29 protein-coding genes are annotated in these 25,877 nt (G+C 54.1%); 11 read left to right on the forward strand and 18 right to left on the reverse strand.

Features of this window, described 5'->3' with window-relative positions; genetic code table 11:
- Positions 1-2 precede the first annotated feature (2 nt).
- Positions 3-323 carry a heavy metal-binding domain-containing protein gene (locus tag C7433_RS05055; RefSeq protein WP_039341355.1) on the reverse strand — a complete coding sequence of 107 codons (321 nt, stop codon included), beginning with the start codon at positions 321-323 and terminating at the stop codon, positions 3-5.
- Positions 324-428: 105 nt separating this feature from the next.
- Between C7433_RS05055 and C7433_RS05060 the strand changes: the two genes are divergently transcribed.
- The 6 genes from C7433_RS05060 to C7433_RS05085 all read left to right on the forward strand — a co-directional run bounded on the left by C7433_RS05060 (position 429) and on the right by C7433_RS05085 (position 4,905).
- Complete coding sequence (locus tag C7433_RS05060) at positions 429-968, forward strand: lipoprotein (protein ID WP_058701036.1); 540 nt, start codon at positions 429-431, stop codon at positions 966-968.
- Between the two features lie 222 nt (positions 969-1,190).
- Complete coding sequence (gene artP / locus C7433_RS05065) at positions 1,191-1,919, forward strand: arginine ABC transporter ATP-binding protein ArtP (RefSeq protein WP_110267732.1); 729 nt, start codon at positions 1,191-1,193, stop codon at positions 1,917-1,919.
- Positions 1,920-1,934: 15 nt separating this feature from the next.
- On the forward strand, positions 1,935-2,666 hold the full coding sequence (gene artJ / locus C7433_RS05070; protein WP_039341362.1) for an arginine ABC transporter substrate-binding protein: 732 nt from the start codon (positions 1,935-1,937) through the stop codon (positions 2,664-2,666).
- A 6-nt stretch (positions 2,667-2,672) separates the two neighbouring features.
- Positions 2,673-3,389, forward strand: a complete 717-nt coding sequence (gene artQ, locus C7433_RS05075; protein ID WP_033737656.1) for an arginine ABC transporter permease ArtQ — start codon at positions 2,673-2,675, stop codon at positions 3,387-3,389.
- On the forward strand, positions 3,389-4,057 hold the full coding sequence (artM, locus tag C7433_RS05080; RefSeq protein WP_058707612.1) for an arginine ABC transporter permease ArtM: 669 nt from the start codon (positions 3,389-3,391) through the stop codon (positions 4,055-4,057). Before artQ ends, artM begins: the two co-directional genes overlap by 1 nt.
- Before the next feature lie 116 nt (positions 4,058-4,173).
- On the forward strand, positions 4,174-4,905 hold the full coding sequence (locus C7433_RS05085) for an arginine ABC transporter substrate-binding protein (RefSeq protein WP_110267733.1): 732 nt from the start codon (positions 4,174-4,176) through the stop codon (positions 4,903-4,905).
- 60 nt (positions 4,906-4,965) lie between these two features.
- Here the strand turns inward: C7433_RS05085 and rlmC are convergent, their stop codons facing one another.
- From rlmC to C7433_RS05135, 10 genes are all read right to left on the reverse strand, one after another.
- Positions 4,966-6,111: a 23S rRNA (uracil(747)-C(5))-methyltransferase RlmC gene (rlmC, locus tag C7433_RS05090; protein WP_110267734.1), complete on the reverse strand. Its 1,146-nt coding sequence runs from the start codon at positions 6,109-6,111 to the stop codon at positions 4,966-4,968.
- A gap of 48 nt (positions 6,112-6,159) precedes the next feature.
- Positions 6,160-6,627, reverse strand: coding sequence for a YbjO family protein (locus tag C7433_RS05095; protein WP_033737659.1), 468 nt, complete (start codon positions 6,625-6,627; stop codon positions 6,160-6,162).
- Positions 6,628-6,700: 73 nt separating this feature from the next.
- Positions 6,701-7,546, reverse strand: coding sequence for a putrescine ABC transporter permease PotI (gene potI, locus C7433_RS05100; protein WP_039341371.1), 846 nt, complete (start codon positions 7,544-7,546; stop codon positions 6,701-6,703).
- Positions 7,543-8,505: a putrescine ABC transporter permease PotH gene (potH, locus tag C7433_RS05105; protein ID WP_039341374.1), complete on the reverse strand. Its 963-nt coding sequence runs from the start codon at positions 8,503-8,505 to the stop codon at positions 7,543-7,545. The genes potI and potH overlap by 4 nt, the downstream gene beginning before the upstream one ends.
- A gap of 9 nt (positions 8,506-8,514) precedes the next feature.
- On the reverse strand, positions 8,515-9,648 hold the full coding sequence (gene potG, locus C7433_RS05110) for a putrescine ABC transporter ATP-binding subunit PotG (RefSeq protein WP_033737661.1): 1,134 nt from the start codon (positions 9,646-9,648) through the stop codon (positions 8,515-8,517).
- Between the two features lie 110 nt (positions 9,649-9,758).
- Positions 9,759-10,868, reverse strand: a complete 1,110-nt coding sequence (potF, locus tag C7433_RS05115) for a spermidine/putrescine ABC transporter substrate-binding protein PotF (protein WP_110267735.1) — start codon at positions 10,866-10,868, stop codon at positions 9,759-9,761.
- A gap of 490 nt (positions 10,869-11,358) precedes the next feature.
- Positions 11,359-11,838, reverse strand: a complete 480-nt coding sequence (locus C7433_RS05120) for a YbjN domain-containing protein (protein WP_033737663.1) — start codon at positions 11,836-11,838, stop codon at positions 11,359-11,361.
- Positions 11,839-11,924: 86 nt separating this feature from the next.
- Complete coding sequence (rimK, locus tag C7433_RS05125; protein ID WP_110267736.1) at positions 11,925-12,827, reverse strand: 30S ribosomal protein S6--L-glutamate ligase; 903 nt, start codon at positions 12,825-12,827, stop codon at positions 11,925-11,927.
- 22 nt (positions 12,828-12,849) lie between these two features.
- A complete protein-coding gene (gene nfsA / locus C7433_RS05130; protein ID WP_033737665.1) occupies positions 12,850-13,572 on the reverse strand; it encodes an oxygen-insensitive NADPH nitroreductase in 723 nt (240 codons plus the stop codon).
- A gap of 16 nt (positions 13,573-13,588) precedes the next feature.
- Positions 13,589-13,843, reverse strand: coding sequence for a DUF1418 family protein (locus C7433_RS05135; RefSeq protein WP_054687954.1), 255 nt, complete (start codon positions 13,841-13,843; stop codon positions 13,589-13,591).
- 236 nt (positions 13,844-14,079) lie between these two features.
- Between C7433_RS05135 and C7433_RS05140 the strand changes: the two genes are divergently transcribed.
- Positions 14,080-14,343 (forward strand): GrxA family glutaredoxin, encoded by a 264-nt coding sequence (locus C7433_RS05140; RefSeq protein WP_033737667.1) that lies wholly within the window; start codon positions 14,080-14,082, stop codon positions 14,341-14,343.
- A gap of 105 nt (positions 14,344-14,448) precedes the next feature.
- Here the strand turns inward: C7433_RS05140 and ybjM are convergent, their stop codons facing one another.
- Positions 14,449-14,814: an inner membrane protein YbjM gene (ybjM, locus tag C7433_RS05145; RefSeq protein ID WP_033737668.1), complete on the reverse strand. Its 366-nt coding sequence runs from the start codon at positions 14,812-14,814 to the stop codon at positions 14,449-14,451.
- A gap of 254 nt (positions 14,815-15,068) precedes the next feature.
- Between ybjM and C7433_RS05150 the strand changes: the two genes are divergently transcribed.
- Both C7433_RS05150 and ybjG read left to right on the forward strand, forming a co-directional pair.
- Positions 15,069-16,757, forward strand: a complete 1,689-nt coding sequence (locus C7433_RS05150) for an aspartate:alanine antiporter (RefSeq protein WP_033737775.1) — start codon at positions 15,069-15,071, stop codon at positions 16,755-16,757.
- A 366-nt stretch (positions 16,758-17,123) separates the two neighbouring features.
- A complete protein-coding gene (gene ybjG / locus C7433_RS05155; protein WP_033737669.1) occupies positions 17,124-17,729 on the forward strand; it encodes an undecaprenyl-diphosphate phosphatase in 606 nt (201 codons plus the stop codon).
- Positions 17,730-17,820: 91 nt separating this feature from the next.
- On the opposite strand, the gene C7433_RS05160 is transcribed toward ybjG, so the two are convergent.
- Positions 17,821-19,023: a serine hydrolase gene (locus C7433_RS05160; protein ID WP_110267737.1), complete on the reverse strand. Its 1,203-nt coding sequence runs from the start codon at positions 19,021-19,023 to the stop codon at positions 17,821-17,823.
- Between the two features lie 273 nt (positions 19,024-19,296).
- Between C7433_RS05160 and C7433_RS05165 the strand changes: the two genes are divergently transcribed.
- Positions 19,297-19,953 (forward strand): HAD family phosphatase, encoded by a 657-nt coding sequence (locus C7433_RS05165; protein ID WP_039341391.1) that lies wholly within the window; start codon positions 19,297-19,299, stop codon positions 19,951-19,953.
- Position 19,954: 1 nt separating this feature from the next.
- On the opposite strand, the gene C7433_RS05170 is transcribed toward C7433_RS05165, so the two are convergent.
- Positions 19,955-21,091, reverse strand: coding sequence for a PQQ-dependent sugar dehydrogenase (locus C7433_RS05170; protein WP_110267738.1), 1,137 nt, complete (start codon positions 21,089-21,091; stop codon positions 19,955-19,957).
- 159 nt (positions 21,092-21,250) lie between these two features.
- Positions 21,251-21,886 carry a carbonic anhydrase gene (locus tag C7433_RS05175; RefSeq protein WP_033737671.1) on the reverse strand — a complete coding sequence of 212 codons (636 nt, stop codon included), beginning with the start codon at positions 21,884-21,886 and terminating at the stop codon, positions 21,251-21,253.
- A 375-nt stretch (positions 21,887-22,261) separates the two neighbouring features.
- Between C7433_RS05175 and rimO the strand changes: the two genes are divergently transcribed.
- On the forward strand, positions 22,262-23,590 hold the full coding sequence (gene rimO / locus C7433_RS05180; RefSeq protein ID WP_039341398.1) for a 30S ribosomal protein S12 methylthiotransferase RimO: 1,329 nt from the start codon (positions 22,262-22,264) through the stop codon (positions 23,588-23,590).
- Here the strand turns inward: rimO and C7433_RS05185 are convergent.
- From C7433_RS05185 to gsiC, 3 genes are read right to left on the reverse strand one after another with little or no spacing between them, the layout of a single operon-like run.
- Entirely contained in the window at positions 23,587-24,036 is a 450-nt protein-coding gene (locus C7433_RS05185) for a DUF4385 domain-containing protein (RefSeq protein WP_033737673.1), read from the reverse strand. The two genes, rimO and C7433_RS05185, sit on opposite strands and share 4 nt — an antisense overlap.
- Entirely contained in the window at positions 24,033-24,938 is a 906-nt protein-coding gene (gene gsiD / locus C7433_RS05190; RefSeq protein ID WP_039341402.1) for a glutathione ABC transporter permease GsiD, read from the reverse strand. Before gsiD ends, C7433_RS05185 begins: the two co-directional genes overlap by 4 nt.
- Positions 24,938-25,864, reverse strand: a complete 927-nt coding sequence (gene gsiC / locus C7433_RS05195) for a glutathione ABC transporter permease GsiC (protein WP_058701044.1) — start codon at positions 25,862-25,864, stop codon at positions 24,938-24,940. Before gsiC ends, gsiD begins: the two co-directional genes overlap by 1 nt.
- Between the last annotated feature and the right edge of the window lie 13 nt (positions 25,865-25,877).

A 25,877-nucleotide genomic window follows, 5' to 3' on the forward strand; every position in this document is an offset into this window, starting at 1 on the left:
TTTCAACGAATAACAACCGCCGTGCCGCTGACGCTAACCATCAGCATGCTGCTGTCTTTCCCTACGGTTTCATAGTCAATATCAATGCCCACCACCGCGTTCGCCCCTAGCGCTCTGGCCTGCTCTTCCAGCTCTTTAAACGCGATCTCGCGCGCTTTACGCAGTTCTTTCTCATAAGCGCCCGAGCGGCCGCCCACAATATCGCGAATCCCGGCGAAAAAATCGCGGAATATATTGGCCCCCAGAATCGCTTCACCGGTGACTACGCCGCAGTATTCCGTGATGCTGTGTCCTTCCAGCGTCGGGGTTGTTGACAATTTCATCGTACTCTCCTGTTACCGAAACGGGTCAAAGGCTCTTTCACCTAAAAGCAGGGCTATACTCTATGTTAAAAAAGCACCTTGCCAGAGAACAATAAGGAAATCGAGATGAGAAACAAAGGTTTTGCGCTTTTGCTCCCGGCTGCGCTGCTGCTGAGTGCCTGTACGACGGTCGAGCCGGTAATTAAGGATAATGGCCCGCGCATGGCCCCCTGCGTGGAAGGTGGCCCGGACACCGTCGCCCAGCGTTTTTACGACATGCGTATTGAGCATCCTTCATCCGGCCTGCCTGATACCGCGACGCTGGCACAGTATCGCCCTTACCTGAGCGATGGGCTTTATCAGGCGCTGCTGCAAGCCAGCCAACGTCCGGATGCGGCGACGTGGCGCAACGGCGATCTCTTCTCCAGCCTGGCTCAGGGGCCAACCGGGGTTGACGTTGCCGATGCTTCCACGATTCCTAACCGGGATGCCCGTAACATTCCCCTGCGCGTGAAAATGAGCCGCGGTGACAAACAGTGGCAGGACGAAGTGCTGATGATTCATCAGGGCAGTTGCTGGGTCGTCGATGATGTCCGCTATGTGGCAGATGTCCCGCATCCTGGCGGAGGATCGCTTAGCCAGCTGCTTGAAAAAACAAAGAAATAAACGCTTTTTGACATCAGCAGATAAAAACGCCGGCTGCCAGGCCGTGCGTTTTTATCCCGTGCCACCTCCGGTTCCCCGTCTTCTCACCGCCTTGTCTCGCGATATCTTGTGCTAATCTTTTGTGTGTTTACCGCTTATTCGTAAATTTTAAGCCACCTTAATTGCATAACTATTTTGGTGACGTTAAAATCCGCAAAACTAATAGCTATTCAAAATTGGCGCATGAGTATTCAACTAAACGCGATTAATTGTTTCTACGGTGCTCACCAGGCGCTGTTTGACATTAACCTGGAATGTCCGCAGGGCGAAACGCTGGTGCTGCTTGGCCCAAGCGGCGCAGGAAAAAGTTCGCTGTTGCGCGTGCTGAATCTGCTTGAGCGCCCACGCTCAGGCCAGTTGCACATTGCAGGTAATGATTTCGACTTCAGCAAAACCCCTTCAGAGGCCGCGATACGCGAGCTTCGTCAAAATGTCGGAATGGTCTTCCAGCAATATAATCTCTGGCCGCACCTGACGGTGCTGCAAAACCTGATGGAAGCCCCCTGCCGTGTACTGGGCCTGAGCAAGGCCGACGCACGCGCCAGAGCCGACAAGCTCCTCGATCGTCTGCGCCTGACCAGCTATAGCGACCGTTTCCCCCTGCACCTTTCTGGCGGGCAACAGCAACGCGTAGCCATTGCCCGTGCGCTGATGATGGAGCCGCAGGTGCTGTTATTTGATGAACCCACTGCCGCGCTCGACCCTGAAATCACCGCCCAGATCGTCAGTATTATCCGCGAACTGGCTCAGACGCAGATTACACAGGTTATCGTGACGCACGAAGTGGACGTGGCCCGTAAAACGGCCAGCCGTGTGGTTTATATGGAAAACGGGCATATCGTGGAACAGGGTGATGCCAGCCGCTTTACACAGCCGCAAACCGAGGCGTTTGCACATTATCTTTCGCACTAAGTCAGGATGCTAAAAATGAAAAAAGTCGTACTTGCTGCACTGCTTGCCGGATTGAGTTTAAGCGCCTCCGCCGCTGAAACTATTCGTATTGCCACCGAGGCCTCCTATCCTCCGTTTGAATTTGTCGATGCCAACAACAAAATTCAGGGCTTCGACGTCGATCTGGCGAATGCGCTGTGTAAAGAGATGGATGCAACCTGTACCTTTACCAACCAGTCTTTTGACAGCCTGATCCCAAGCCTGAAATTCCGCCGTTTCGATGCCGTTATGGCCGGTATGGACATTACGCCTGAGCGCGAAAAGCAGGTGCTGTTCAGCAAGCCTTACTACGATAACTCTGCAATTTTCGTGGCGCAGAAAGGCAAAGTGGCCAGTGTTGACGCGCTGAAAGGTAAACGTGTAGGCGTGCAAAACGGCACTACACATCAGAAATACCTGGCCGACAAACACAGCGACATCACCGTTGTCCCTTATGACAGCTATCAGAATGCCGTGCTTGACCTGAAAAATGGCCGTATCGATGCGGTCTTTGGCGACAGCGCCGTGGTAAACGAGTGGCTGAAACAAAACGCGAATCTGGCCCCGGTGGGTGAGAAAGTCACGGATAAAGCCTACTTTGGCACCGGCCTGGGCATCGCCGTTCGTCAGGGCAATACCGAGCTGCAAAGCAAGTTCAACACCGCGCTTGATAAAATCAAGGCCAATGGTACTTACAAAACCATCTACAACAAATGGTTTCAGCAGTAATCTCTGATGAATGAAATAATTCCGCTTGCAAGCGCCGCCGGCATGACCGTCGGCCTTGCTGTTTGTGCCCTCATCGCTGGCCTTGTGCTGGCGATGATTTTTGCTGGCTGGGAGTCAATGCGGCTGCGTCCGCTCGCCTGGGCAGGCACCGCACTGGTCACCCTGATTCGCGGCCTGCCAGAGATTCTGGTGGTGCTGTTTATCTACTTTGGTGCCTCGCAACTGCTTTTGACGCTGTCTGACGGTTTTACGCTACATTTCGGTCTGTTCAGCGTACCGGTTAAGATGCAGATCGAAAATTTTGATGTCAGCCCGTTCCTGTGCGGCGTGATTGCACTGGCTATGCTTTACGCCGCCTATGCGTCACAAACGCTGCGCGGTGCGTTAAAAGCCGTGCCGGTCGGTCAATGGGAATCGGGCCAGGCGCTGGGCATGAGGAGGTCGGCGATCTTTTTCCGCCTCATCATGCCGCAGATGTGGCGTCATGCGCTGCCCGGTCTGGGTAACCAGTGGCTGGTCTTGCTGAAGGACACTGCGCTGGTGTCGCTTATCAGCGTTAACGACCTGATGTTGCAAACCAAAAGCATCGCTACGCGTACGCAGGAACCCTTTACCTGGTTCCTGATTGCGGCGGCCATTTACCTGGTGATTACGCTGTTTAGCCAGGCAGTGCTGCGTCGTATTGAACACCGTACGACCCGTTTTGAACGGGGGAACAGCTGATGCTGCAATATTTACCCGAACTGTTGAAAGGGCTTCATACCAGCCTGACACTGACTGCGGCGTCGCTGGTGGTCGCGCTGTGTCTGTCGCTGATGTTTACCATCGCACTGACCCTGAAAACACCGCTGTTTTCGCCCCTGATTAAAGGATTTATCACCCTGTTTACCGGCACCCCGCTGCTGGTGCAGATTTTCCTGATCTACTACGGGCCCGGTCAGTTTCCCAGCCTGCAAAAACTGCCGTGGCTGTGGCATCTGCTGTCACAACCCTGGTTGTGTGCCATGCTGGCGTTGTCGCTGAACAGTGCTGCCTATACCACGCAGCTGTTTTACGGTGCGGTGCGGGCAATACCTGCCGGTCAGTGGCAGTCCTGCGAGGCGCTGGGCATGACGCCCAGACAAAGCCTGCGCATTTTGCTGCCTTATGCATTTAAGCGTGCACTCTCCTCTTACTCCAATGAAGTCGTGTTGGTCTTTAAGGGCACCTCGCTGGCGTTTACGATTACGCTGATGGAAGTCATGGGACACGGTCAGTTACTGTATGGCCGGACCTACGATGTCACGGTTTATGCGGCTGCGGGACTGATTTACCTGTGCGTTAACGGCCTGCTTACCCTTCTGATGCGCCTGATCGAAAAACGCGCTCTGGCCTTCGAGCGTCGCGACTGATCTTCAGGCAGGGAAACCTGCCTGAGTAATTTTCAGTCACATTTATTGCATAAAAATTCATTATCTGGCATCTTACTCCCCTGTATGTTATGTCACTGATGGCCAGGGAGCCTGTAATGAAAAAATGGATGATTGCTGCAGTACTGGTAAGCCTGGCGGTAAGCGCGCAGGCCGCTGAGAAAATTCGTTTCGCCACCTCTGCTACCTATCCCCCTTTTGAATCGCTGAACAGCGACAACCAGATTGTCGGCTTTGATATTGATCTGGCAAAGGCCCTTTGCCAGCAGATGAAAGCGGAATGCTCGTTTACCAATACGGCATTTGACAGCCTGATCCCCTCGCTGAAGTTTCGCCGATATGATGCCGTCATTGCCGGCATGGACATCACGGCCGAGCGCAGCAAACAGGTCGATTTCACCCAGCCTTATTATGCCAACTCGGCGATTGTGATTGCCCCGAAAGGCACATTCAGCGCGATAAGTGATCTGAACGGTAAACGTGTAGGCGTCGAAAACGGCACCACACATCAGAAATACCTGCAGGACAAACATCCGGACATCAAGGTGGTGGCTTATGACAGCTATCAGAATGCCATTCTGGATATGAAAAGTGGCCGTCTTGACGGCGTGTTTGGCGACAGCGCGGTGGTCAATCAGTGGTTAAAAACCAACAGCGATCTGGCCAGTGTGGGTGAGCATGTGACGGACGCCGATTATTTTGGGACCGGCTTAGGCATTGCGGTACGCAAAGGTAACGACGGCCTGCGTGAGAAACTTAACCAGGCACTGGCGGCACTTAAAGCCAGCGGCACCTGGCAGAAAATCAACCAGCAATGGTTTCCTGAATAAGGTTTATGGGCCAGCCGCGTGCTCTGCTGACCGGTTCTGCACTGTCCTCAGTTCAGCAGCTTACCTGGCTGGCCCGCCCTGACGTTGATGCGTCAACAGCGTCAGCACCTCATAATGCGCGGTGTGCGGGAACATATCAAACAGCTGGACCTGCGTTACCCTGTAGTCACTGAGCCGGGCGATATCCTGCGCCATGGTCTGTGCATTACAGCTTGAATAAAGTACATAATCCGGTGCCATCGCACGGAGATACTCACACAACTCACGGCCAATCCCCCGACGCGGTGGATTGACCAGCACCAGCTGCGGCACCGCTTCGCGTCCCAATGCAAACGCGGTGGAATCCAGCGCGGCAAAACCGACATTATCCAGGCCCAGCATATCGGCAGAGCGTTCTGCACAGCGAATCGCTTCGGCGCTGATTTCAATCCCGGTAAGCTGCAGGGACGGCGACGCGCAATGCAGGCCAAATCCGCCCACCCCGCAGAACAGATCCCACATGCTGGTTACCGGGAGCGCACGGACCCAGTCGCGCGCCGTGGCATACAGCGTACTGGCGACCTGAGGATTGGTCTGGAAAAAACTCTGAGGGCGGATCCACAAGGGCACCCCATTGAACGTTTCTGCCAGCGACTGGGTCGGCGTTAACGGAATCTCCTCCTCCCCTTCCAGAATGGCCATATGAACCGGCTGGATATTGGCGGAGATCACCGTCAGTTGCGGCAGCTGTTGCTGAAGCCAGGGCAGCGCAGCTCGCAGTTGTGCCAGCTTCGTGTGCGAGCGCAGAACAAAGCGCAGCATCATGCCGCCCTGCGTGCTTTCCGTCAGCAGCAGATACTTCAGCTCACCGCGCTGGCGTTCAATGTTGTATGGCGTTAACCCCGCGCGCGCGATAAACGGTTTTAAGGTTGCCAGCACTGGTGAAAAACGGTCAGGGTAAAGCGGACAGTCCGACAGATCGACGGCCTCGCCGTTGCGCTGCACGATGCCAAAAACAGGCCGCTCTACACTTCCACTGACCACCATCTTCGCTTTATTACGAAACCCTTCCTGGGCCGAGGCGACCGGCGGCAGCCAGGTTGCAACCGGAACATCAGCCAGCAGTTGGGCCAGCAGAGACTGTTTTTCATCAAGCTGCTGTGAATAGGGTTTTTCGAGCCACTGGCATGAGCGGCAGCGGTTAACGTCATAGAGCGCGCATTGCATGGTAAAGCCTGTATTGCCTGTCGGGAGGGTGAGCGGAGCGCGATTGTATCACCGCTTACGAAAAAATGCGCGGCTACTGGCGGGCAGAAACAACAGCAGGAATACCGCCAGGTCGGGCAGTTTTTGCTGCAAGGTGTGGTGAATGATCTGCAGATTACTTTCGCCGTCAATACTGAAAATTTCCGGATAGATCCCGCCCGTGGAGGCCATCAGCATGTAGCACAACACCACAATCTGCACCACGACAAATCCCCAGCGCCCGCGATTGCTCCCGCGCATCAGGGTAAAGGCACAGCGCAGCTCAAATAAAAAAATGATCTGACTGGCAATGAAAATCAACGTGGAATCCCAGGACTGCGCACTGCGATGGAGAAAGTTGATGATTTCGGTATAGCCCAGCGCGTTCACCAGCATCAGCACGCTGAGGCAGCGCGTGGCAATAATGGCGATGCCGGCCACCGTAACGGGCACCGGCGCATCCGGTAAAACAGAACTGTGCTTCAGGGTTTCCGACATGTCCTCGACTCCGCCACGCGATAAAAAGGCTGGATAAACCAGCCTTTATCTATATTGGCAAACGTCAGGCATTTCAGCCACGTTTAGCTTTCTGAATATCGCTTAAACGCTGTTTTTCTTCATGCGCCATCACGCGCCAGGCGATAAAACCGACAATGCCCACGACAAACAGGATGAGTGACGCCAGGGCGTTAATCTCCGGATTGACCCCACGACGCACCGTGGCAAAAATCGCCATCGGCAACGTTGTCGCGCCCGGCCCGGTGACAAAGCTGGCAATCACCAGATCGTCCAGCGATAAGGTAAAGGCCAGCAGCCAGCCGGTGACGATAGCGGGTGCAATCATCGGCACCGTAATCACGAAAAACACCTTCAACGGCGTCGCGCCCAGATCCATCGCCGCCTCTTCAATGGAACGGTCCAGCTCACGCAGGCGCGAGTTAATCACCACCGCCACGTAGGCTGTACAGAAGGTCACGTGCGCCAGCCAGATGGTCAGCGTGCCGCGTTCGCTTGGCCAGCCCAGCGCATTACCGAGCCCCACAAAGAGCAGTAACAGCGACAGACCGGTAATCACATCCGGCATCACCAGCGGTGCGGTCAGCATAAAGGCAAAGCCGTTATGCCCACGAAAACGCCCAAAGCGCACGATAATTACCGCCGCCATCGTGCCCAGCACCACCGCCATAGTGGCAGAAAGCGCGGCGATGGTCAGGCTCAGCACCACCGCATCGATCATGGCATCGTCCTGGAACAACACCTGATACCAGTGGAAGGAGAAACCTTCCCACACCGTCACCAGCTGCGAGCTGTTGAAGGAGTAAACCACCAGCAGCAGCATCGGCGCGTAGAGAAATAAAAAGCAGCAGGCCAGGATGACTGTGCGCCAGGGAGAGCGGATCGTTGGCAGATTGTTCATCCCTTCTCTCCCATTTCGCGGTTTTGGTGTTTGTGGAACCAGATAATCGGCAAAATCAAAATCAGTAAGATGATCACCGCCAGTGCCGACGCCACCGGCCAGTCACGGTTGTTAAAGAACTCCTGCCACAGAATGCGGCCAATCATGATACTGTCCGGGCCGCCCAGCAGCTCAGGGATCACGTACTCGCCGACCGCCGGAATAAACACCAGCATGGATCCGGCAATGATGCCGCCTTTGGTCAGCGGCACAATCACGCTAAAGAAGGTTTTCAGCGGACGCGCGCCCAGGTCCAGCGAGGCTTCCACCAGCGAATAATCAATGCGCGTCAGCGCGGTATAGATCGGCAGCACCATAAACGGCAGATAGCAGTAGACGATGCCAATGTACACCGCCGTGTTGGTATACAGGATGATCAGCGGATGATCGATCACCCCCAGCCACAGCAGGAAACGATTAAGAATACCGTTATTGTTCAGCAGCCCCATCCACGCATAAACCCGCACCAGAAACGATGTCCATGAGGGCAGAATCACCAGCAGCAGCAGGATGGATCGCATTGAAGGCTTACTGTGCGCGACCGCCCACGCCAGCGGATAACCTATCAGCAGGCAAATCACCGTCGAGATAGCGGCCACTTTTAATGACTGCAGATAGGCGTCAATGTAGAGCGGATCGTCGCTGAGCGTGACGTAGTTGCCCAGATTGAGCACCAGGCTCAGCTGATCGTCAGCCCAGTTAACCAGTTCGGTATAGGGCGGAATGGCGCGCGCAATGTCGGCAAAACTGATCTTAAGTACGATCAGGAAAGGCAGCAGAAAGAACAGCGTCAGCCATATGTAAGGTAAGGCAATGACCAGCTTGCGCCCGTGCTGCATTTTGACGCGCGTTGCCCAGCGCTGCAGCGGCGTGCCCAGCAGTTTGGCAGGGGCTTTAGTGCGTTGAAAAATCTGGCTCATCCCGCCTCCTTAAACCGTCAACACCACGCAGCTGTCGCTGTCCCAGCACAGGCGGACTTCATCGCCCCATGTCGGTAGCCCTTTGCGGTAGCGATGTTCATTTTGCAACTGGGCGCTCAGCATCTGACCGCTGTGCAGGCGCACGTGATAAATGGACAGATCGCCCAGGTAGGCAATATGGACCACTTCACCGACGGCAAAGTTACAGCCATCCGCCGGCACCGTTTCGCACAGCATCACTTTTTCCGGGCGCAGCGCAACATGTACCGGCACGTTATCGACCACCGACACGTCCGAATCGACTTTAAGCGGATGTTTCAGGCCCGGGCTGTCAATCACCAGGCCATCTGCCTGACGCTCACGCAGCAGACCTTCAAACACATTGACCGAACCGATAAATTCCGCGCTGTAGCGGCTGGTCGGATGCTCATAAATTTCCTCCGGCTCGCCGATCTGCACAAATTTGCCCCGGTTCATGATAGCGATGCGCCCCGCCATCGTCATGGCTTCTTCCTGATCATGCGTCACCATCACGCAGGTTGCCCCCACCCGTTCCAGGATATCCACCACTTCCAGCTGCATCCGATCGCGCAGCTTTTTATCGAGCGCGCCCATTGGCTCATCCAGCAGCAGCAGTTTTGGCCGTTTTGCCAAGCTGCGCGCCAGCGCCACGCGCTGACGCTGACCGCCCGAAAGTTGATGGGGTTTGCGCTTAGCAAACTCCTGCATATGTACCAGCGATAACATTTCTTCGACACGGCTGGTAATTTCGCCTTTAGCCAGCTTGTCCTGTTTCAGCCCGAACGCAATGTTCTGCTCCACCGTCATGTGGGGAAACAGCGCGTAACTCTGAAACATCATATTAATAGGACGCTGATAGGGCGCGACATGCGACAGATCGTGTCCATCCAGCACAATCTGCCCGCTGGTGGGCTGTTCAAAGCCTGCCAGCATGCGGAGTAAGGTCGATTTACCACAGCCGGATGCGCCGAGCAGGGCAAAAATTTCGCCTTTATAAATAGTCAGGCTGACATCGTCCACGGCATGCTGGCCGTCAAAGGATTTTGTCAGATTACGAATTTCCAGTAACGGCGTTAACGCTTTTGCCGTTTTAGTCTGCGGGCGTGGGATGGCATCGTTCACTCATATCTCTCCGGAGCCAGGCGGAACAACGCGGCAAACAGTGCCGCTAAAAATGGCACAACAGAGGCCGGGACTGCGCCTCTGTTGCTGTAGCAGGACATGCCGTTTCGTTACTTACCGCTTTTAACCTTAGTCCATGCACGCGTGCGCACACGATCCAGTTTCGGATCCTGTACCTTCAGTACAAACAATTTGGCCATGGCATCCGGCGTAGGGTAAATGCCCGGATTGTTGCGGATATCGGCATTAATCAGCGGCAGAGACGCTTTATTGCCGTTGGCATAATTCATTTTGTTGGAGATATCAGCGATGACTTTCGGGTCCATGATGTAGTTCAGCCAGGTGTAAGCCGCATCCACATCTTTGGCATCTTTAGGAATCGCCATCATATCGAAGAACGCAAGCGCGCCCTCTTTCGGTACGCTGTAGCCGATATTGACGCCGTTCTTCGCTTTTTCCGCGCGATTTTTTGCCTGAAGAATATCGCCGGACCAGCCGATCGCCACACAGGTGTTGCCGTTGGCCAGATCGTTAATGTATTGCGACGAGTGGAAGTAACGAATATTTGGACGCAGCTTCAGCAGCAGATCGGTCGCGGCACCGGAATAATCCTTAGGATCGCTGCTGTTCGGATCTTTGCCGAGGTAGTTCAGCACGGTCGCGAAAATTTCTTCAGGTGCATCCAGGAACGAGACGCCACAGCTTTTCAGTTTTTCCAGGTTCTCAGGTTTCAGCACCAGATCCCAGCTGTTGACCGGCGCATCTGCACCCAGTGCGGCTTTGACTTTTTCAACGTTGTAGCCAATGCCGGTGGTGCCCCACAAATACGGAATGGCATATTTATTACCCGGATCGTGCTGGGCAACCTTCTCCATCAACGCCGGATCAAGATTTTTATAGTTGGGCAGTTTGCTTTTATCCAGCGGCTGGAACACGCCAGACTGCAGCTGACGCGCCAGGAAGCTGGACGAAGGCACCACCACATCGTAGCCGGTGCTGCCGGCCATCAGTTTGCCTTCAAGCACTTCGTTGGAATCAAACACGTCATAAACCACTTTAATGCCGGTCTGCTTTTCAAAGTTCGGCACGGTATCGGGCGAAATATAATCCGACCAGTTATAAACGTGCAGCGTTTTATCTTCCGCCATGGTACTGGCTGAAGCAGCCATCAGCACCCCAGCAACCACACCTGACAACCATTTTTTACGTTGGTTGAACATGTTTTTAATCCTCCTGAGCGGGTTATAACAACGCTGCACATCAGTGATCCGACATTGCGTTTTTATGATTTAAAAATCAGTGACACAATGAATCATTATTCAGTGGACGTTTAATAGTAAAAACCTATACCAGCACGGTATTCCTGCGGTTAGTGCCGCACCGCAAGCATAGCCGCCCCGTTCGGGGTTAACCATACCTCAGCGTAAAAAACGCCTGAACGTAATATTTTATGCATGTTTAAGCTATGAGGTTCGGCTTTTACGGCATAAAGAACGTCATAAATCTGGCAATTAAGGGCTTAATGCAGAATAAAACATTACGGTTACAAAATAATCTACCTCCTTCACAATTGATAACATTGAGAATATTTGACGCTGAAGGGAAAAAACGCTTATGACGCGTGCAGCAGGAAAGCCTGTGCCAGGGACAGGCAGCGTGACAGGCATAAAAAAGCCGTCCTGGCAGACGGCTTAATCACGGCGGTGCGGATCAGTGAAGAACGGAATGCATGCTGCTGGTGGCAACATGCTCTTCATCTTCACCCATCATCAGCAGGTTGTTGGCGAAGGCTTCCATGATGACCATGGAAATTTCTTCTTCGCTCTGCTTCATGAAATGCGAAAACTGGCCGAAGGTTAATCCGGCTGTGATCATCATCGACTGGCACACAATCAGCTTCGGCAGATTGTCATCCTGAATATCGATAAACGCTTTCACCGTTAACGAACTGGCGTTAATTTGCGACAGGTCACCCACCAGCGGAATTAACGCCGTCGGCTTCACTTCCGCCAGTGCTGAAAACAGAATGACGTTGTCTACCAGGTCGATTTTAGCGTCAAACACCCCGTCGAAGTTTTGCATATGCGGCAAATGCAGCGCCTGACAAGCATCACATTCAAACCAAGTGATATTTTGCTGATCCAGCCAACGACGCAGCAGGTCGATATCCGGAACGACAAGAGAATCCATTGTAAAATCCCATGGGGTGATAAATAAGCGACTTAGCTTACGGAAAAATGTGGTGAGTTTCCACGAAAACCACTGAAAAGCGCGGGTCAACCTGCGGTTTTAGGACGGTGCCCGGGGGTAGCGTACCGCTCAATATGATCGATCATCATACCTGCAATGTTAAGACCACTTGTAGTTTCAATACCTTCCAGACCGGGCGAGGCATTCACTTCCATCACCAGTGGACCGCGATTTGAACGCAGAATATCTACACCCGCGACATCCAGCCCCAACACCGCCGCCGCTTTAACGGCCATCAGACGTTCCTGCTCACTGATGTCAACGATGCGGGCTTTGCCGCCCCGGTGCAAATTCGAACGAAAATCGCCCTCTTTTGCCTGACGCTCAATGGCCGCCACGACCCGGTCGCCAATCACCAGACAGCGTACATCGCATCCGCGCGCTTCCTGAATAAACTCCTGCACCAAAATATGCGCATTCAGTCCACGAAACGCATCGATGACACTTTCAGCCGCCTGGCGGGTTTCCGCCAGAACCACGCCGATGCCCTGCGTGCCCTCGACGAGCTTTACCACCAGCGGCGCACCGCCCACCATGGCGATCAGGTCCTGTGTATCATCGGGCGACGAGGCGAACCCGGTCACCGGCATGTCGATGCCATCACGGGCGAGCAGTTGCAGGGAACGCAGTTTGTCCCGGGCACGCGTGACCGCAGCGGACTCATTGAGTGGATAGCTGCCGCACATCTCAAACTGGCGCAGCACCGCCGTGCCATAGAAGGTGATTCCGGTACCGATACGGGGAATCACGGCATCGAAGTAACCCAGCAACTCGCCACGGTAATGGATACCGGGCGAGGCAGAATTGATGTTCATGTAGCAGGAAAGAGGATCAATGATTTGTACAAAATGACCACGCTGTTCGGCGACTTCACGTAAACGGCGGCAGGAATAGAGCGATCCATCGCGCGACAGAATAGCCATTTTCATCAATTAAAATCCTTGGGTTGTATTAGCGTGTTGCCCAGCCCTGCTGATGCAGGTAGTCCAGCATAAACGGGCGCGTTTCTTTAATAATCAGGCGCTGAATCAACTGACTCCAGGTTTCGCTGCGCTGGTTGCTGTCGCGTTGTTCGTAATAGATCGCCGTCCGGTTATCGTAATCAGCCAGCACGGCCGGATCCACTGGTTGATAGCGATTTTCATGCACTAACATGGCCTGGGGAATACGCGGCTTCACATCCGGCACCGATTCGGGATAGCCCAGACAAAAACCAAACAGCGGCAGGACAAATTTTGGCAGCCCCAGCAGTTCTGTTACCTGAGCGATATTGTTACGGATGCCACCAATAAATACGCCGCCCAGCCCCAGCGACTCTGCTGCAACCATGGCATTTTGCGCCATCAGCGCCGTATCGACACAGCCCAGCAGCAGTTGTTCTGCGCGGCCCAGCTGCGCATCAGGACAAATTTGCAGATGACGATTAAAGTCAGCACAAAATACCCAAAACTCAGCGGCTTCCCCTACCCATGTCTGTCCGCCTGTTAATGTCACCAGCTGCTCACGCATGGCCGGATCGGTGATACGGATGATAGATGAGCACTGCAAAAAGCTGGACGTGGACGCCGATTGCGCCGCAGCAATAATCGCTTCGCGCTGTTCAGCGCTTACCGGCTGGTCAGTGAACGCGCGAATTGAACGGTGGCTGCACAGTAAATCGATTGTCGGTGTCATAAAGTCTCCAGCTGATTTATCTTTTTTTGTCGGAAAGGTTGAACAACTGCGGCGCAAGCGCTTTCGCACTGCGCCACATCAGGAGCCAGGCGGCAGGCAACATTAGCAGAATGCCGATGATAAACAGCGCGGTAGCCAGCCCGGGTGTAGCCAGGCGGCCCGGCAGGCCAGGGAACCAGTGATTCACAACCAGCAATGCACTGGCAATCAGTAACCCACCCAGCGCTTCCATCACCAGCAGTGCTTTCGGCAATTTAGCGACGTTTTGCATGCGTTTCTCCTGCCTCAAGGCCAATCGCCCCCCAATTATGGTTAACATCCGCAAATTTGCACATCAGAGGTGTCGGGATTGTTCCGCTCTGCCGACGTGCGACGGATTCATCGGGGACGGGCATTAGACTAACAGGTAATTCCTGCTTTCTTTAAGCGCAACGAGCGGGCATCATAAGCGGCTTTTCTGACGTGATTCCGTGTCACTCACACGACGTCCCTTGCAAGGAGTTTTCGATGATTGCTGTTATTTTTGGTCGTCCCGGCTGCCCGTACTGCGTTCGCGCAAAAGAACTGGCTGATAAACTGCAAGCTGAGCGTGATGATTTCAACTATCAATACGTAGATATTCAGGCGGAAGGCATTACTAAAGCGGATTTAGAGGCCAGTGCCGGGAAACCGGTCAGCACCGTGCCGCAAATTTTCCTGGATGAGCAGCATATTGGTGGTTATACCGAGTTTGCCGCATGGACTAAAGAGAATCTGGGCTTCGTGGCCTGATTTCGCTCACCCGGTCAGCGCGCTGACCTCACGGGTGAGTTCTTCGTTGCCTGTATCAGATACCGTTCGCAGAGTGCCGGGTCTCTGATGCAGGCCGTTCCGGCCTTACTGTCTGATTGCCACAATCAGCTTCATCAGTCTGACGATTAATGCGCCGCATCCTGCCCAGAACATCCCGCTCAGGCTCCAGACCATAATATAGTCCCAGCGTGCCGGCACAGCGAAAATACCGTGCAGCAACAGCGCCGCCAGCAAGGTGCCAACAGAGGCCATGATCAACGTACTTTTCAGCGGTGCCGAGTGCTGCATAAACGCCATCAATCCACCCGGCAGTAAAAAAAGCAACAATGCAGGCTGACTGTGCAACGCATGTTTATCCAGGGCACAAAAATCCTGGGCAAAAATAAACACCAGACAATAAAGCAGACCTCCTGACAGACAGGTCGCCCAAAAATAATAACGCTGCGGCATAACTCCCCACTCATTTAAAACACGCCAAAACATCGCTTTTGACCTTGATGAGCCTGGTGGAAATAAAAATAAACAGTCGTTTTGTGTACGAATGAAAGTCGCCAATGGCTGAGAAAGTATTTTCTGATTAGAATATTACCCGCGTTATCCGCGCAGTCATTATGGATGACGTAACGGCACGCTTACGGTCTGGACAAGATAGCGAAAAACAGACCACTCTTCAATACGTTACACGTAAACAAGAAGTTAAAATGTTGAATGTTAACATCGCAGAATTGTTAAGAAGTAATGACATTTTGTTATTATTTTTCGTACTGGCGTTGGGACTTTGCTTAGGAAAATTACGTTTTGGCTCCGTCCAGCTCGGAAATTCCATTGGCGTATTAGTCGTTTCGTTATTATTAGGCCAGCAACACTTCTCGATGAATACCGATGCCCTGAGCCTGGGCTTTATGCTGTTTATTTTTTGTGTCGGCATTGAAGCCGGCCCTAACTTTTTCTCTATTTTCTTTCGGGACGGGAAAAATTATTTCATGCTGGCCATTGTCATGGTCGCCAGTGCTCTGCTGCTGGCGCTGGGCTTTGGCAAGCTTTTCGGCTGGGACATCGGTCTCACCGCCGGTGTTCTGGCGGGTTCGATGACGTCGACGCCAGTCCTGGTGGGCGCGGGCGATACGCTGCGTCAGAGCATTAGCGACCCCAGGCAGTTAGGCATCATGCAGGATCAACTCAGTCTGGGCTATGCGGTTACCTATCTGGTGGGGCTGGTCAGCCTGATTTTCGGTGCACGTTACCTGCCGCGTCTGCAGCATCAGGATCTGTCCACCTGTGCTCAACAGATTGCGCGTGAGCGCGGTCTTGATGCCGACAGTCAGCGTAAGGTTTTTCTGCCCGTTATCCGCGCCTATCGCGTGGGCCCGGAGCTGGTGGAATGGAGCGGCGGTAAAAATCTGCGCGAGCTGGGCATCTATCGCCAGACGGGCTGCTATATCGAACGTATCCGACGCAACGGTATTCTCGCCAGCCCCGATGGCGATGCTGTGCTCCAGCTGGGCGATGACATTTCGCTGGTGGGCTACCCGGATGCGCACGCGCGCCTGGATCCCAGTTTCCGCAACGGGAAAGAAGTCTTTGATCGCGATTTGCTCGACATGCGAATCGTGACCGAGGAGATTGTGGTTAAAAATCACAATGCCGTGAACAAGCGGCTGAGCAAACTTAACCTGACCGATCACGGCTGCTTTTTAAACCGCGTCATTCGCAGTCAGATAGAAATGCCTATCGACGACAATATTATGCTGAACAAAGGCGATGTGTTGCAGGTCAGCGGGGAAGCCCGCCGGGTGAAAAGCGTCGCCGATCGCATCGGCTTTATTGCTATTCACAGCCAGATGACCGACTTACTGGCTTTCTGCGCCTTTTTTATCATCGGCCTGATGACAGGACTGATCACGTTCCAGTTCAGCAACTTCAGTTTTGGCATCGGTAACGCGGCCGGGCTGTTATTTGCCGGTATCATGCTGGGCTTCCTGCGGGCTAACCATCCTACCTTTGGCTATATTCCGCAGGGTGCGCTGACGATGGTCAAAGAGTTTGGTCTGATGGTGTTTATGGCAGGGGTTGGCCTGAGTGCAGGCAGTGGAATCGATCACGGTATTTCCAGTAACGGGGCGCTGATGCTGTTGTGCGGCCTGCTGGTCAGCCTGCTGCCGGTGGTGATTTGCTACCTGTTTGGTGCCTATATACTGCGCATGAACCGGGCACTGCTGTTTGGGGCGATTATGGGTGCCCGCACCTGCGCGCCAGCCATGGAAATTATCAGTGATACCGCGCGCAGCAATATTCCGGCTTTAGGCTATGCCGGCACCTATGCTATTGCCAACGTCCTGCTGACGCTGGCCGGCACGCTAATCGTCATTATCTGGCCGTTATTGCCCTTATAAAATTTTTTACTGACGTCCAGAACTTTTTATTTTGATCACAGTCTGAATAAGTGCCACTGCTTTTCTTTGAAATCCCCAAATTGTGGAGCCCGCTGGTCTTTTTCCCGGCGGGTTTTTTTATGCCTGCTTTTCTCCCGTCCTATTTAACACAAAAAAGTCATAAAAGTTAAACCGCGTTGCAACCTCTGTGCAGATTAAGAACCTTGTGATGGACTCGCCGGGCATCTGGATTCAGGATAGCTGACTTAATTTGTTAGCAATGTGTGCTGGCAGATGCGACAGACTCCATCCGGTTTGACCTGCTTGTCAGGCTTTTTTTGGATCGAGAAAATCTGAACATCAGTAAAACGAGGAACCGTTCACGTAATGGAAGAATTAAACCGTACCCTGTTCACGGCGATTAACGCGACGCCCGACTCACCTCACTGGTTACTGCAGCTTGCCACGTTTATTGCCAGAGACGTCATTGCCATCGTGCCACTTTTGATTGTGGCGTTGTGGTTATGGGGCCCGCGCGATCAGGTTGCGTCACAGCGTGTGCTGGTGCTGAAAACCGGCATCGCGCTGCTTTACGCACTGGCGATATCCTGGTGCGTTGGTCAACTGTTACCGCATCCGCGGCCTTTCGCCATTGGTTTCGGTTATCAGTTTCTTCATCACGCACCTGACGACTCGTATCCGAGCGATCATGGCACCACCATTTTTACTTTTGCGCTGGCCTTTCTCTTCTGGCACCGCCTCTGGTCAGGCGTCATCCTGATGGTCGTAGGTACCGCAATCGCCTGGTCACGTATTTATTTGGGCGTGCACTGGCCAATGGATATGCTGGGCGGCTTGCTGGTAGGTATGCTGGGTTGTCTGGCGTCGCATCTTGCCTGGCAGCTTTATGGTGAACGCCTGTTGAATGTTCTTAACCCCGCTTACCGACTGCTGTTTGCGCTACCGATTCGTAAAGGCTGGACGCAGAGTTAATCTTTTGCTGATGTCGGCGCAAACGTACGTGGATTTCAGGGCCGAACGGGCCGCCTGCCGTAAAAAAGGGACGCCATCGCGTCCCTGATTGTTAGCTGAACCACTTCCCGAACCAGCCGTTGAACTTCATCATCACAAAATCGATCATCCGGCTGAAGAAGCCGCCCTCCTGCACATCCTGCAGCACGACCAGTGGCCGCTGTTCAATGGTTTTGCCATCCAGCTGGAAATTAATGGTGCCGACGACCTGATTCTTTTTCAGCGGCGCTTCTAACTGGGGCGATGACAGCGTATAGCTGGCTTTCAGGTTTTTCATCTGACCTTTTGGAATGGTCAGCGCGGCATCTTTCGCCACGCCCAGACTGACCTGACTCTGATCACCAAACCAGACGCGCTGCTGGGCGAACGGGGCATCCGCTTTTACTGGCGTAACCGTTTCAAAGAAGCGGAAACCCCAGGTCAGTAGCTTTTCGCTTTCACGGAAGCGAATGGCATCGCTGGCGGTGCCCAGCACCACCGAAATCAGTCGCATATCGCCCTCGGTTGCCGAGGCGACCAGATTATTACCTGCGCCTGACGTATGGCCCGTCTTGATGCCGTCAACGTGAAGGTTGGTGCTCCAGAGCAGACGGTTGCGGTTCATCTGGCGAATATGATTGAAGGTGAACTCTTTCTCTTTATTCAGTGCGTACTCTTCCGGCACGTCGCGGATCAACGCCTGACCAAGCAGCGCCATATCCCGTGCGGTACTGTACTGCCCTTCCGCATCCAGACCGTGTACCGTCATGAAATGTGTATTGGTCAGCCCCAGCGCTTTAACGTAGTTATTCATCAGCCCGATAAACGCGTCCTGACTGCCTGCCACATAGTCGGCCAGCGCGATACAGGCATCATTGCCTGACTGGATCACAATGCCTTTATTCAGCTCATGCACCGGAATACGATCGCCCGGTTTAAGAAACATCAGCGACGATCCGCGCAGTTTGGGGTTGCCGGTCGCCCAGGCATCCTGTCCTACGGTCACCATGTCATCTGGCTTAATTTTGCCGGCTTTAATTGCCTGCCCAACCACATAGCTGGTCATCATTTTGGTCAGGCTGGCTGGATCAAGCCGCTGGTCCGCATTGGACTCGGTCAGGACCTTGCCGCTGGCATAGTCGATTAAGATCCAGGCTTTGGCATCAATTTGAGGAGCATCCGGTGCCTGTACTGCCAATACAGTCATCGGTGCAATCAGTAGCAAAGAGGTGGCAGCGACGCGCCGCAGGTGAGATGAGAAGCTAGTTTTTGTCATGAGCTTGACCGGATTGTCCTTGTTAAAACGGAAAGTCAAAGGCGTGAAACCCTCTGTCAGAACGCTACCCGCTGGCGTGACTGAAAAAAACCGCTTAATCGTAAAGTTTTATAGATTTTAGTAGATTAACCCTGGCATGACCGCCGCGCGCGTGCCATTTTCCGGCAACAGTGTCGTCCATAAAAATGCGTTAAATTCCGAAATTTTCATCAGAAAGTTAAGGCCGTCACAAAACTGGGTTAACCTGACGCTATTCACTCGAGGAGAACCCGTATGGACCTGGCACTGTTTGATCTGGATGAAACGCTGATTAGTGAAGACAGCACCGGCCTGTGGCTGCGCTGGCTGGTTTCACAAGGCTTTGCGTCCAGTGAGCTGATTGAGGAAGAGCAGGCGCTTATGCGTCAGTATTACGCCGGGACGCTGTCCATTGAAGACTATATGCATAAAACGCTGTCCCCGTTAAGCGGCATGGCGACCCTGACGGTTGAGGGCTGGATCCGCCGCTTTATTCATCGCGACATTATGCCGCGCGTCTATCCTGAAGCCCGGGAACGTCTCAAATGGCATCAGTCACGTGGCGACAGAATCATTGTTATCTCCGCCAGCGGTGAACATCTGGTGACGCCGATTGCCCGCCAGTTAGGGGCCTGCGGTGCCCTCGCCATCGGTGTGGAAGTGGTGGATGAGCGCTACAGCGGCAACACCTACGGAACGATGACCTTTCAGCAGGGCAAAGTGACGCGGGTGGAAGAATGGAAAGCCCAGCGGCCGGATGAACACTACTCACATACCTGGGCTTACAGTGATTCTCTGAACGACCTGCCGATGCTGGTGCAGGCCGATTATGCTCACGTGATTAACCCTGCGGAACCGTTACGCCAGGAAGCCGAAAAACGCGGCTGGCCGGTTTACCACTGGGCGCGTTAAGTTAACCGCGGGAGGCGCTGGCGTCCTGCGCCAGCCCTACCTTCAGGAGCTTGCCGTTAGCTTCATCCGTCAACACATACAGATACCCATCCGGCCCCTGGCGAACATCGCGAATACGTTCGTTTCGCTCACCCAGCAGGCGTTGCGCCTCAACGACTTTTTCACCGTTGACACGCAGTCGAATCAGTTGCTTCTCTTTCAGCGCCCCGATAAAGAGTGAATTTTTCCATTGGGGGAAACGGGCACTGTTATAAAAGGCCATGCCGCTTAGCGCTGGTGAAACTTTCCAGTAAAATACCGGCTGTTCCGTGCCCGCCACGTGCGTGCCTTTCGATTCAGGAACCTTGCTGCCGTTGTAATCAATGCCGTAGGTCGCCAGCGGCCAACCATAATTTTTCCCTTTTTCGATCACGTTGACCTCATCGCCACCGCGTGGGCCGTGCTCGCTTTCCCACATGACCTGTGTCCAGGGATTAAGCGCCAGGCCTTGTGGGTTACGTAAACCGTAGGCCCAGATTTCAGGCCGGGCACCCTGCCTGCCCACGAAAGGATTATCCCTGGGAACGCTACCGTCGCCGTTCAGGCGCAGCAGTTTTCCCTGCAGCTTGTCGAGATCCTGGGCGGCGCTGCTGACAAAATTATCCCCGAAGGCAATCCACACAAACCCCTGACGGTCAAAGGCCAGCCGGGTTCCAATATTGTTGCCGCTTGAGAGCCGGGGCGTTTGGCTGATGACTTCATGAAAATCGGTCAGCTGGCGATGATCGTCGCTGAGTGTGCCATAACCCACGACGGCCCCCGCCTTGCCGTCGCTGTCCGCTTTGGTATAGCTGAGCCACACCCGACGGCTCTGGGCAAAATCCGGGGCCAGCACCACATCCAGCAGGCCGCTCTGTCGCTGCGCCCACACCGCGGGCACGCCCTTAATCGGCTCAGATAAACCGGTATCAGGTCGCCAGCTACGCAACTGGCCGGCGCGTTCAGTGATGAGTAACGTCTGGCTATCCGGTAAAAAGGCCACCGACCAGGGATGGTCCAGCTTATCCTGAAGCACCTTCACCGTCAGATCATCCGCCCATAACGGGCTGGAAACGAGTAACGCGCCATTCAGTAACAGTAGGGTGGAAACACGGGTCATAGCATTCTCCAGACAGAGGCAGTGTGTTTAAGCGTAGTCAGCCTGTCCGGCATGATGTTGAGGATTTACAAAAGATTAAACAGCGTGGGCGTGATAAAGACGGGATGAAAAAACAGGCGGTAAGGGGCCCGCGACCTGAACGGCGCGGGCAAACGGAACTTACTCGAAAAAGGTCTCGGGATTATCCGCCAGCGAGATGAACTCTTTACCGCCGGGCGTGAGCGCCAGAATGGTGCCCGACTCAATGTCGTAAACCCAGCCATGCAGACGCAGCTTGCCCTGACGTAACCCTACCGACACCGAAGGATGGGTTTTCATGTTGTTTAGCTGCGCAATCACGTTCTCCTGCACCATAGCGTTGAGCTTTTTCTCGGGTGATTCATAGTCACGCTGCTCCACCACCGCTTTGGCCGCATCGGCAAAGCGCAGCCAGTGCTCGACGGCTGGCATGCTGTCCATGCAGGCACAGGACGAAATCGCGTTCATCGCACCGCAGTTAGAGTGGCCACAGATGATGATGTCAGAAACGCCCAGCACCATCACCGCATACTCAATGGTGGCTGACACGCCACCCGGCTCCGGCCCAAAAGACGGCACAATGTTGCCCGCATTACGGATAACGAATAGCTGCCCGGGTTCCTGCTGCGTGACCAGCTCCGGCACCAGACGGCTGTCTGAGCAAGAGATAAACAGGGCTTTCGGGTTCTGATTTGAGGCCAGACTTTTGAACAGCGCCTCTCTTTCAGGAAAGACAGTCTGCTGAAAACTCAGAAACCCGTTAATGATCTCTTTCATTATTTTGCTCTCACATTATCCACGTCATTGTCTGAAAGGCCAGGCTCTCAGCACTTGTTAAGCGAATCATTATTAATGAAAACAAGCAAATATCAACCAACAATATGACCTTCAAATGGCGTTATCACCTGCGTTGATAAGAAAATTAACGAATTAATTTTTAGCTATTTATTAGAAATCCTTTTGCAAAACGGCGGGTTACTGCGGTTTTCTTCCTTTCCGATCATCGGCTTAAACGCCTGTCACTCTCGGGAACCCTTTACGGTTTTTTGCGTGACTTTACACTGTTATGCCTGAGGTCAGATAACGCTACAATTTTCATCGCAACACAGGTAAAATCGCGCGCCATTGCTGTGCTGAACCGGAAACCACCTTATGTCCACTACTACTACACTGCCGCCGCGCGTGGGATTTGTCTCGCTTGGCTGCCCCAAAAACCTTGTCGACTCTGAGCGCATTCTGACGGAACTGCGCACCGAGGGCTATGAGGTGGTCCCACGCTATGACGATGCGGAAATCGTTATCGTCAACACCTGCGGATTCATCGACAGCGCCGTCCAGGAATCGCTGGAAGCGATCGGTGAAGCCCTGAACGAAAACGGCAAGGTGATTGTGACCGGCTGCCTGGGAGCGAAAGTCGACCAGATTCGCGAAGTGCACCCGAAGGTACTGGAAATCACCGGTCCGCACAGCTATGAACAAGTGCTGTCGCACGTGCACCGCTACGTGCCGAAGCCCCAACATAATCCGTTCCTGAGCCTGGTGCCGCAACAGGGCGTGAAGCTGACGCCGCGTCATTACGCTTACCTGAAAATTTCTGAAGGCTGCAACCATCGCTGCACCTTCTGTATCATCCCGTCTATGCGCGGCGATCTCGACAGTCGTGCCATTGGCGAAGTGCTGGACGAAGCAAAACGGCTGGTTGAAGCGGGCGTGAAAGAGTTGCTGGTCATTTCGCAGGATACCTCGGCTTACGGCGTGGACGTGAAACACCGCACAGGGTTCTGGAACGGCGCGCCGGTGAAAACCAGCATGGTGAGCCTGTGCGAGCAGTTAGCGAAACTCGGCGTGTGGGTTCGCCTGCATTATGTTTATCCTTATCCTCACGTGGACGACGTGATTCCACTGATGGCAGAAGGCAAGATTCTGCCGTATCTGGATATTCCGCTTCAGCACGCCAGCCCACGCATTCTGAAGCTGATGAAGCGTCCGGGTGCCGTGGAACGCACGCTGGAGCGCATTAAGCGCTGGCGTGAGATCTGCCCGACGCTGACGCTGCGCTCAACGTTTATTGTAGGCTTCCCCGGCGAAACCGAAGAAGACTTCCAGATGCTGCTCGACTTTATTAAAGAAGCGCGTCTGGATCGTGTGGGTTGCTTCCAGTACAGCCCGGTTGAAGGCGCAACGGCAAACCAGTTACCCGATCCGGTCGATGACGCAGTGAAACAGGAACGTTATGACCGCTTTATGCAGTTGCAGCAGCAGATCTCTGCCGAGCGCCTGCAGGAAAAAATCGGCCGTGAAATTATGGTCATCATTGATGAAGTCGATGAAGAAGGCGCGATTGGTCGCAGCATGGCTGACGCGCCAGAGATCGATGGTGCCGTCTACCTGAATGGCGAGAGCAACGTTAAGCCGGGCGATGTTCTGCGAGTCAAAGTGGAACATGCTGACGAATACGATTTGTGGGCGAGCCGCGTCTAACCATACTTCTGCTGGTGCGCTTTTTTGCGCGCCAGATAGTCGTCATCTGCCCGTAGCTTATCCCAGTACGCTTTGAAAATGGCCGCCGCAGCGGCCTTTTCTTCGTCCCTGCCCCGGGGCAACTCCTTGCCCTCCGCATCGTATTTCCGTCCGCCCTTATGGTTGCTGTAGCGGCGCGCACGGGTGTAGCCCATTTGAATAAATTTGCGCGCCATGTCCATGCCCACAAAGTCATCCTGCTGACGATAGGCTTCGAACAGCCGCATGATTTCTTCTGCCGAGGCTTTCGCAACCTCAACGGTACGAAAACGCCAGTGCGGCAGGATTTCGCCTTTATAGGGCTGGACCATCAGCACGCCCTGCTCACCGCGCCCGACCTGATAACGTTCAGGATGTTTGCGGAAGTCGATGGTGCTGAAGTCTTGTTCATAGTCAAAAGGTTTCATGTCTTCAGTTTAGGATCAAGTGCGTCACGTAGCCCGTCGCCAAGCAAATTAAAGGCTAAAACCGTGAAAAAAATAGCCAGTGCCGGAAAAATCGCCACGTGCGGCGCGATAACCATATCCGCGCGCGCTTCGTTGAGCATCGCGCCCCACTCTGGCGTCGGTGGCTGCGCGCCCAGCCCCAGAAATGACAGGCTTGCGGCGGTGATAATCGAGGTCCCGATGCGCATGGTGAAGTACACCACAATAGAGGATACCGTGCCGGGCAGCAGGTGACGTATCATGATCGTCCAGTCTGACGCTCCGATACTGCGGGCTGACTCGATGTAGGTTTGCCGTTTCAGTACCAGCGTATTGCCGCGCACCAGGCGGGCAAAGGCGGGAATACTGAATATCGCCACGGCGATAATGACGTTACTGATGCCACTGCCCATGATGGCCACGACGGCAATGGCCAGCAAAATGCCGGGAAACGCAAACAGCACGTCGCAGATGCGCATGGTGATCCTGTCCCACCAGCCTTCATAGTAGCCCGCCAGCAGTCCTGCCAGCGTCCCCACTATCGCCCCTATCGCGACGGAAACGAAGCCGGCGAGAAGCGAAATTCGGGTTCCCACCAGCACGCGGCTAAAGATATCGCGTCCCAGTGAATCCACGCCAAACCAGTGCACCAGTGAGGGGCCGTCGTTGAGTCGGTCGTAATCAAAGTAATTTTCTGCATCGAATGGCGCAACATACGGTGCCGTAAACGCCAGTACGATCAGCACCAGGACAAACAGGCCCGCCAGCAGAGCGACCGGCTGACGACGAAAGCGTCGCCAGAATTCCCGCCAGGGCGTTCTTACCCGGTTGCTGTCCAGCAGTGGCATGTGTTTGAGTGCCGCTTCCCGTCGCCAGTTTTTCATCAGGTGTCCTTAAAGCGAATCGCCGGGTTAATGACGGCATACAGCATATCGACAATCAGATTGATCAAAATAAACTCCAGCGAAAACAGCAATACCTCTGCCTGAATCACCGGATAGTCACGCATCTGTACCGAATCCACCAGCAGGCGTCCCAGCCCCGGCCAGTTGAACACGACCTCAACCACAATCGAGCCACCCAGCAGGAAACCAAACTGCAGGCCCATCATGGTGACCACCGGTATCATGGCATTCCGCAGACCGTGCTTAATCACCACGCGGTACTCACTGACGCCTTTGGCACGCGCGGTGCGCATGTAATCTTCCTGCATCACCTCCACAAAGGATGCCCGGGTGAAACGGGCCATCACAGCCGCTACCGCCGCGCCCAGCGTGAGGGAAGGCAAAATATAGTGCTGCCAGCTGTCTGCGCCCACCGTAGGCAACCAGCCCAACTGGACGGAAAACACGTCCATCAGTAACATGCCCAGGGCAAAAGCCGGAAAAGAGATACCCGAAACCGCGAGCGTCATGCCGAGGCGATCCGGCCAGCGATTGCGCCATACGGCCGAAACAATGCCGATCGCCATGCCCAGGATCACCGCCCACACCATGCTGGTGAGCGTCAGCCACAGGGTTGGCATAAAACGCGTAGCGATTTCCGCCGAAACCGGACGCCGGGAAACCAGCGACTGACCAAAATCCCCCTGCAGCGCATTGACGATAAAGTGCACGAACTGCACCGGCAGCGGTTTATCCAGGCCCAGCTCCTGACGGACCAATGCCACCACAGACGCATCGGCTTCCTGTCCGGCAATCAGCCGCGCCGGATCGCCCGGCAGCAGATGGACAAACAGAAACACCAGCACTGCCACGATAAACAGCGTGGGAATCAGGCCCAGCAGGCGTTTAAGAAAATAGTTAACCATGTGACATCCCACA

This window comes from Pantoea sp. PNA 03-3 (assembly GCF_003201175.1).
GTDB classification, from domain to species: Bacteria; Pseudomonadota; Gammaproteobacteria; order Enterobacterales; family Enterobacteriaceae; genus Pantoea; species Pantoea stewartii.

Coding starts and splice junctions, on each gene's coding strand:
- C7433_RS05140 (WP_033737667.1), top strand. CDS start 14,080: ATGATTGCTGTTATTTTTGGTCGTCCCGGCTGCCCGTACTGCGTTCGC.
- artJ (WP_039341362.1), top strand. CDS start 1,935: ATGAAAAAAGTCGTACTTGCTGCACTGCTTGCCGGATTGAGTTTAAGC.
- C7433_RS05170 (WP_110267738.1), bottom strand. CDS start 21,091: ATGACCCGTGTTTCCACCCTACTGTTACTGAATGGCGCGTTACTCGTT.
- rimK (WP_110267736.1), bottom strand. CDS start 12,827: ATGAAAATGGCTATTCTGTCGCGCGATGGATCGCTCTATTCCTGCCGC.
- C7433_RS05060 (WP_058701036.1), top strand. CDS start 429: ATGAGAAACAAAGGTTTTGCGCTTTTGCTCCCGGCTGCGCTGCTGCTG.
- artM (WP_058707612.1), top strand. CDS start 3,389: ATGCTGCAATATTTACCCGAACTGTTGAAAGGGCTTCATACCAGCCTG.
- ybjG (WP_033737669.1), top strand. CDS start 17,124: ATGGAAGAATTAAACCGTACCCTGTTCACGGCGATTAACGCGACGCCC.
- C7433_RS05175 (WP_033737671.1), bottom strand. CDS start 21,886: ATGAAAGAGATCATTAACGGGTTTCTGAGTTTTCAGCAGACTGTCTTT.
- C7433_RS05120 (WP_033737663.1), bottom strand. CDS start 11,838: ATGGATTCTCTTGTCGTTCCGGATATCGACCTGCTGCGTCGTTGGCTG.
- C7433_RS05185 (WP_033737673.1), bottom strand. CDS start 24,036: ATGAAACCTTTTGACTATGAACAAGACTTCAGCACCATCGACTTCCGC.
- artP (WP_110267732.1), top strand. CDS start 1,191: ATGAGTATTCAACTAAACGCGATTAATTGTTTCTACGGTGCTCACCAG.
- potF (WP_110267735.1), bottom strand. CDS start 10,868: ATGTTCAACCAACGTAAAAAATGGTTGTCAGGTGTGGTTGCTGGGGTG.
- C7433_RS05160 (WP_110267737.1), bottom strand. CDS start 19,023: ATGACAAAAACTAGCTTCTCATCTCACCTGCGGCGCGTCGCTGCCACC.
- gsiC (WP_058701044.1), bottom strand. CDS start 25,864: ATGGTTAACTATTTTCTTAAACGCCTGCTGGGCCTGATTCCCACGCTG.
- C7433_RS05165 (WP_039341391.1), top strand. CDS start 19,297: ATGGACCTGGCACTGTTTGATCTGGATGAAACGCTGATTAGTGAAGAC.
- potI (WP_039341371.1), bottom strand. CDS start 7,546: ATGAACAATCTGCCAACGATCCGCTCTCCCTGGCGCACAGTCATCCTG.
- rimO (WP_039341398.1), top strand. CDS start 22,262: ATGTCCACTACTACTACACTGCCGCCGCGCGTGGGATTTGTCTCGCTT.
- nfsA (WP_033737665.1), bottom strand. CDS start 13,572: ATGACACCGACAATCGATTTACTGTGCAGCCACCGTTCAATTCGCGCG.
- potH (WP_039341374.1), bottom strand. CDS start 8,505: ATGAGCCAGATTTTTCAACGCACTAAAGCCCCTGCCAAACTGCTGGGC.
- rlmC (WP_110267734.1), bottom strand. CDS start 6,111: ATGCAATGCGCGCTCTATGACGTTAACCGCTGCCGCTCATGCCAGTGG.
- C7433_RS05095 (WP_033737659.1), bottom strand. CDS start 6,627: ATGTCGGAAACCCTGAAGCACAGTTCTGTTTTACCGGATGCGCCGGTG.
- C7433_RS05085 (WP_110267733.1), top strand. CDS start 4,174: ATGAAAAAATGGATGATTGCTGCAGTACTGGTAAGCCTGGCGGTAAGC.
- gsiD (WP_039341402.1), bottom strand. CDS start 24,938: ATGAAAAACTGGCGACGGGAAGCGGCACTCAAACACATGCCACTGCTG.
- artQ (WP_033737656.1), top strand. CDS start 2,673: ATGAATGAAATAATTCCGCTTGCAAGCGCCGCCGGCATGACCGTCGGC.
- C7433_RS05135 (WP_054687954.1), bottom strand. CDS start 13,843: ATGCAAAACGTCGCTAAATTGCCGAAAGCACTGCTGGTGATGGAAGCG.
- ybjM (WP_033737668.1), bottom strand. CDS start 14,814: ATGCCGCAGCGTTATTATTTTTGGGCGACCTGTCTGTCAGGAGGTCTG.
- C7433_RS05055 (WP_039341355.1), bottom strand. CDS start 323: ATGAAATTGTCAACAACCCCGACGCTGGAAGGACACAGCATCACGGAA.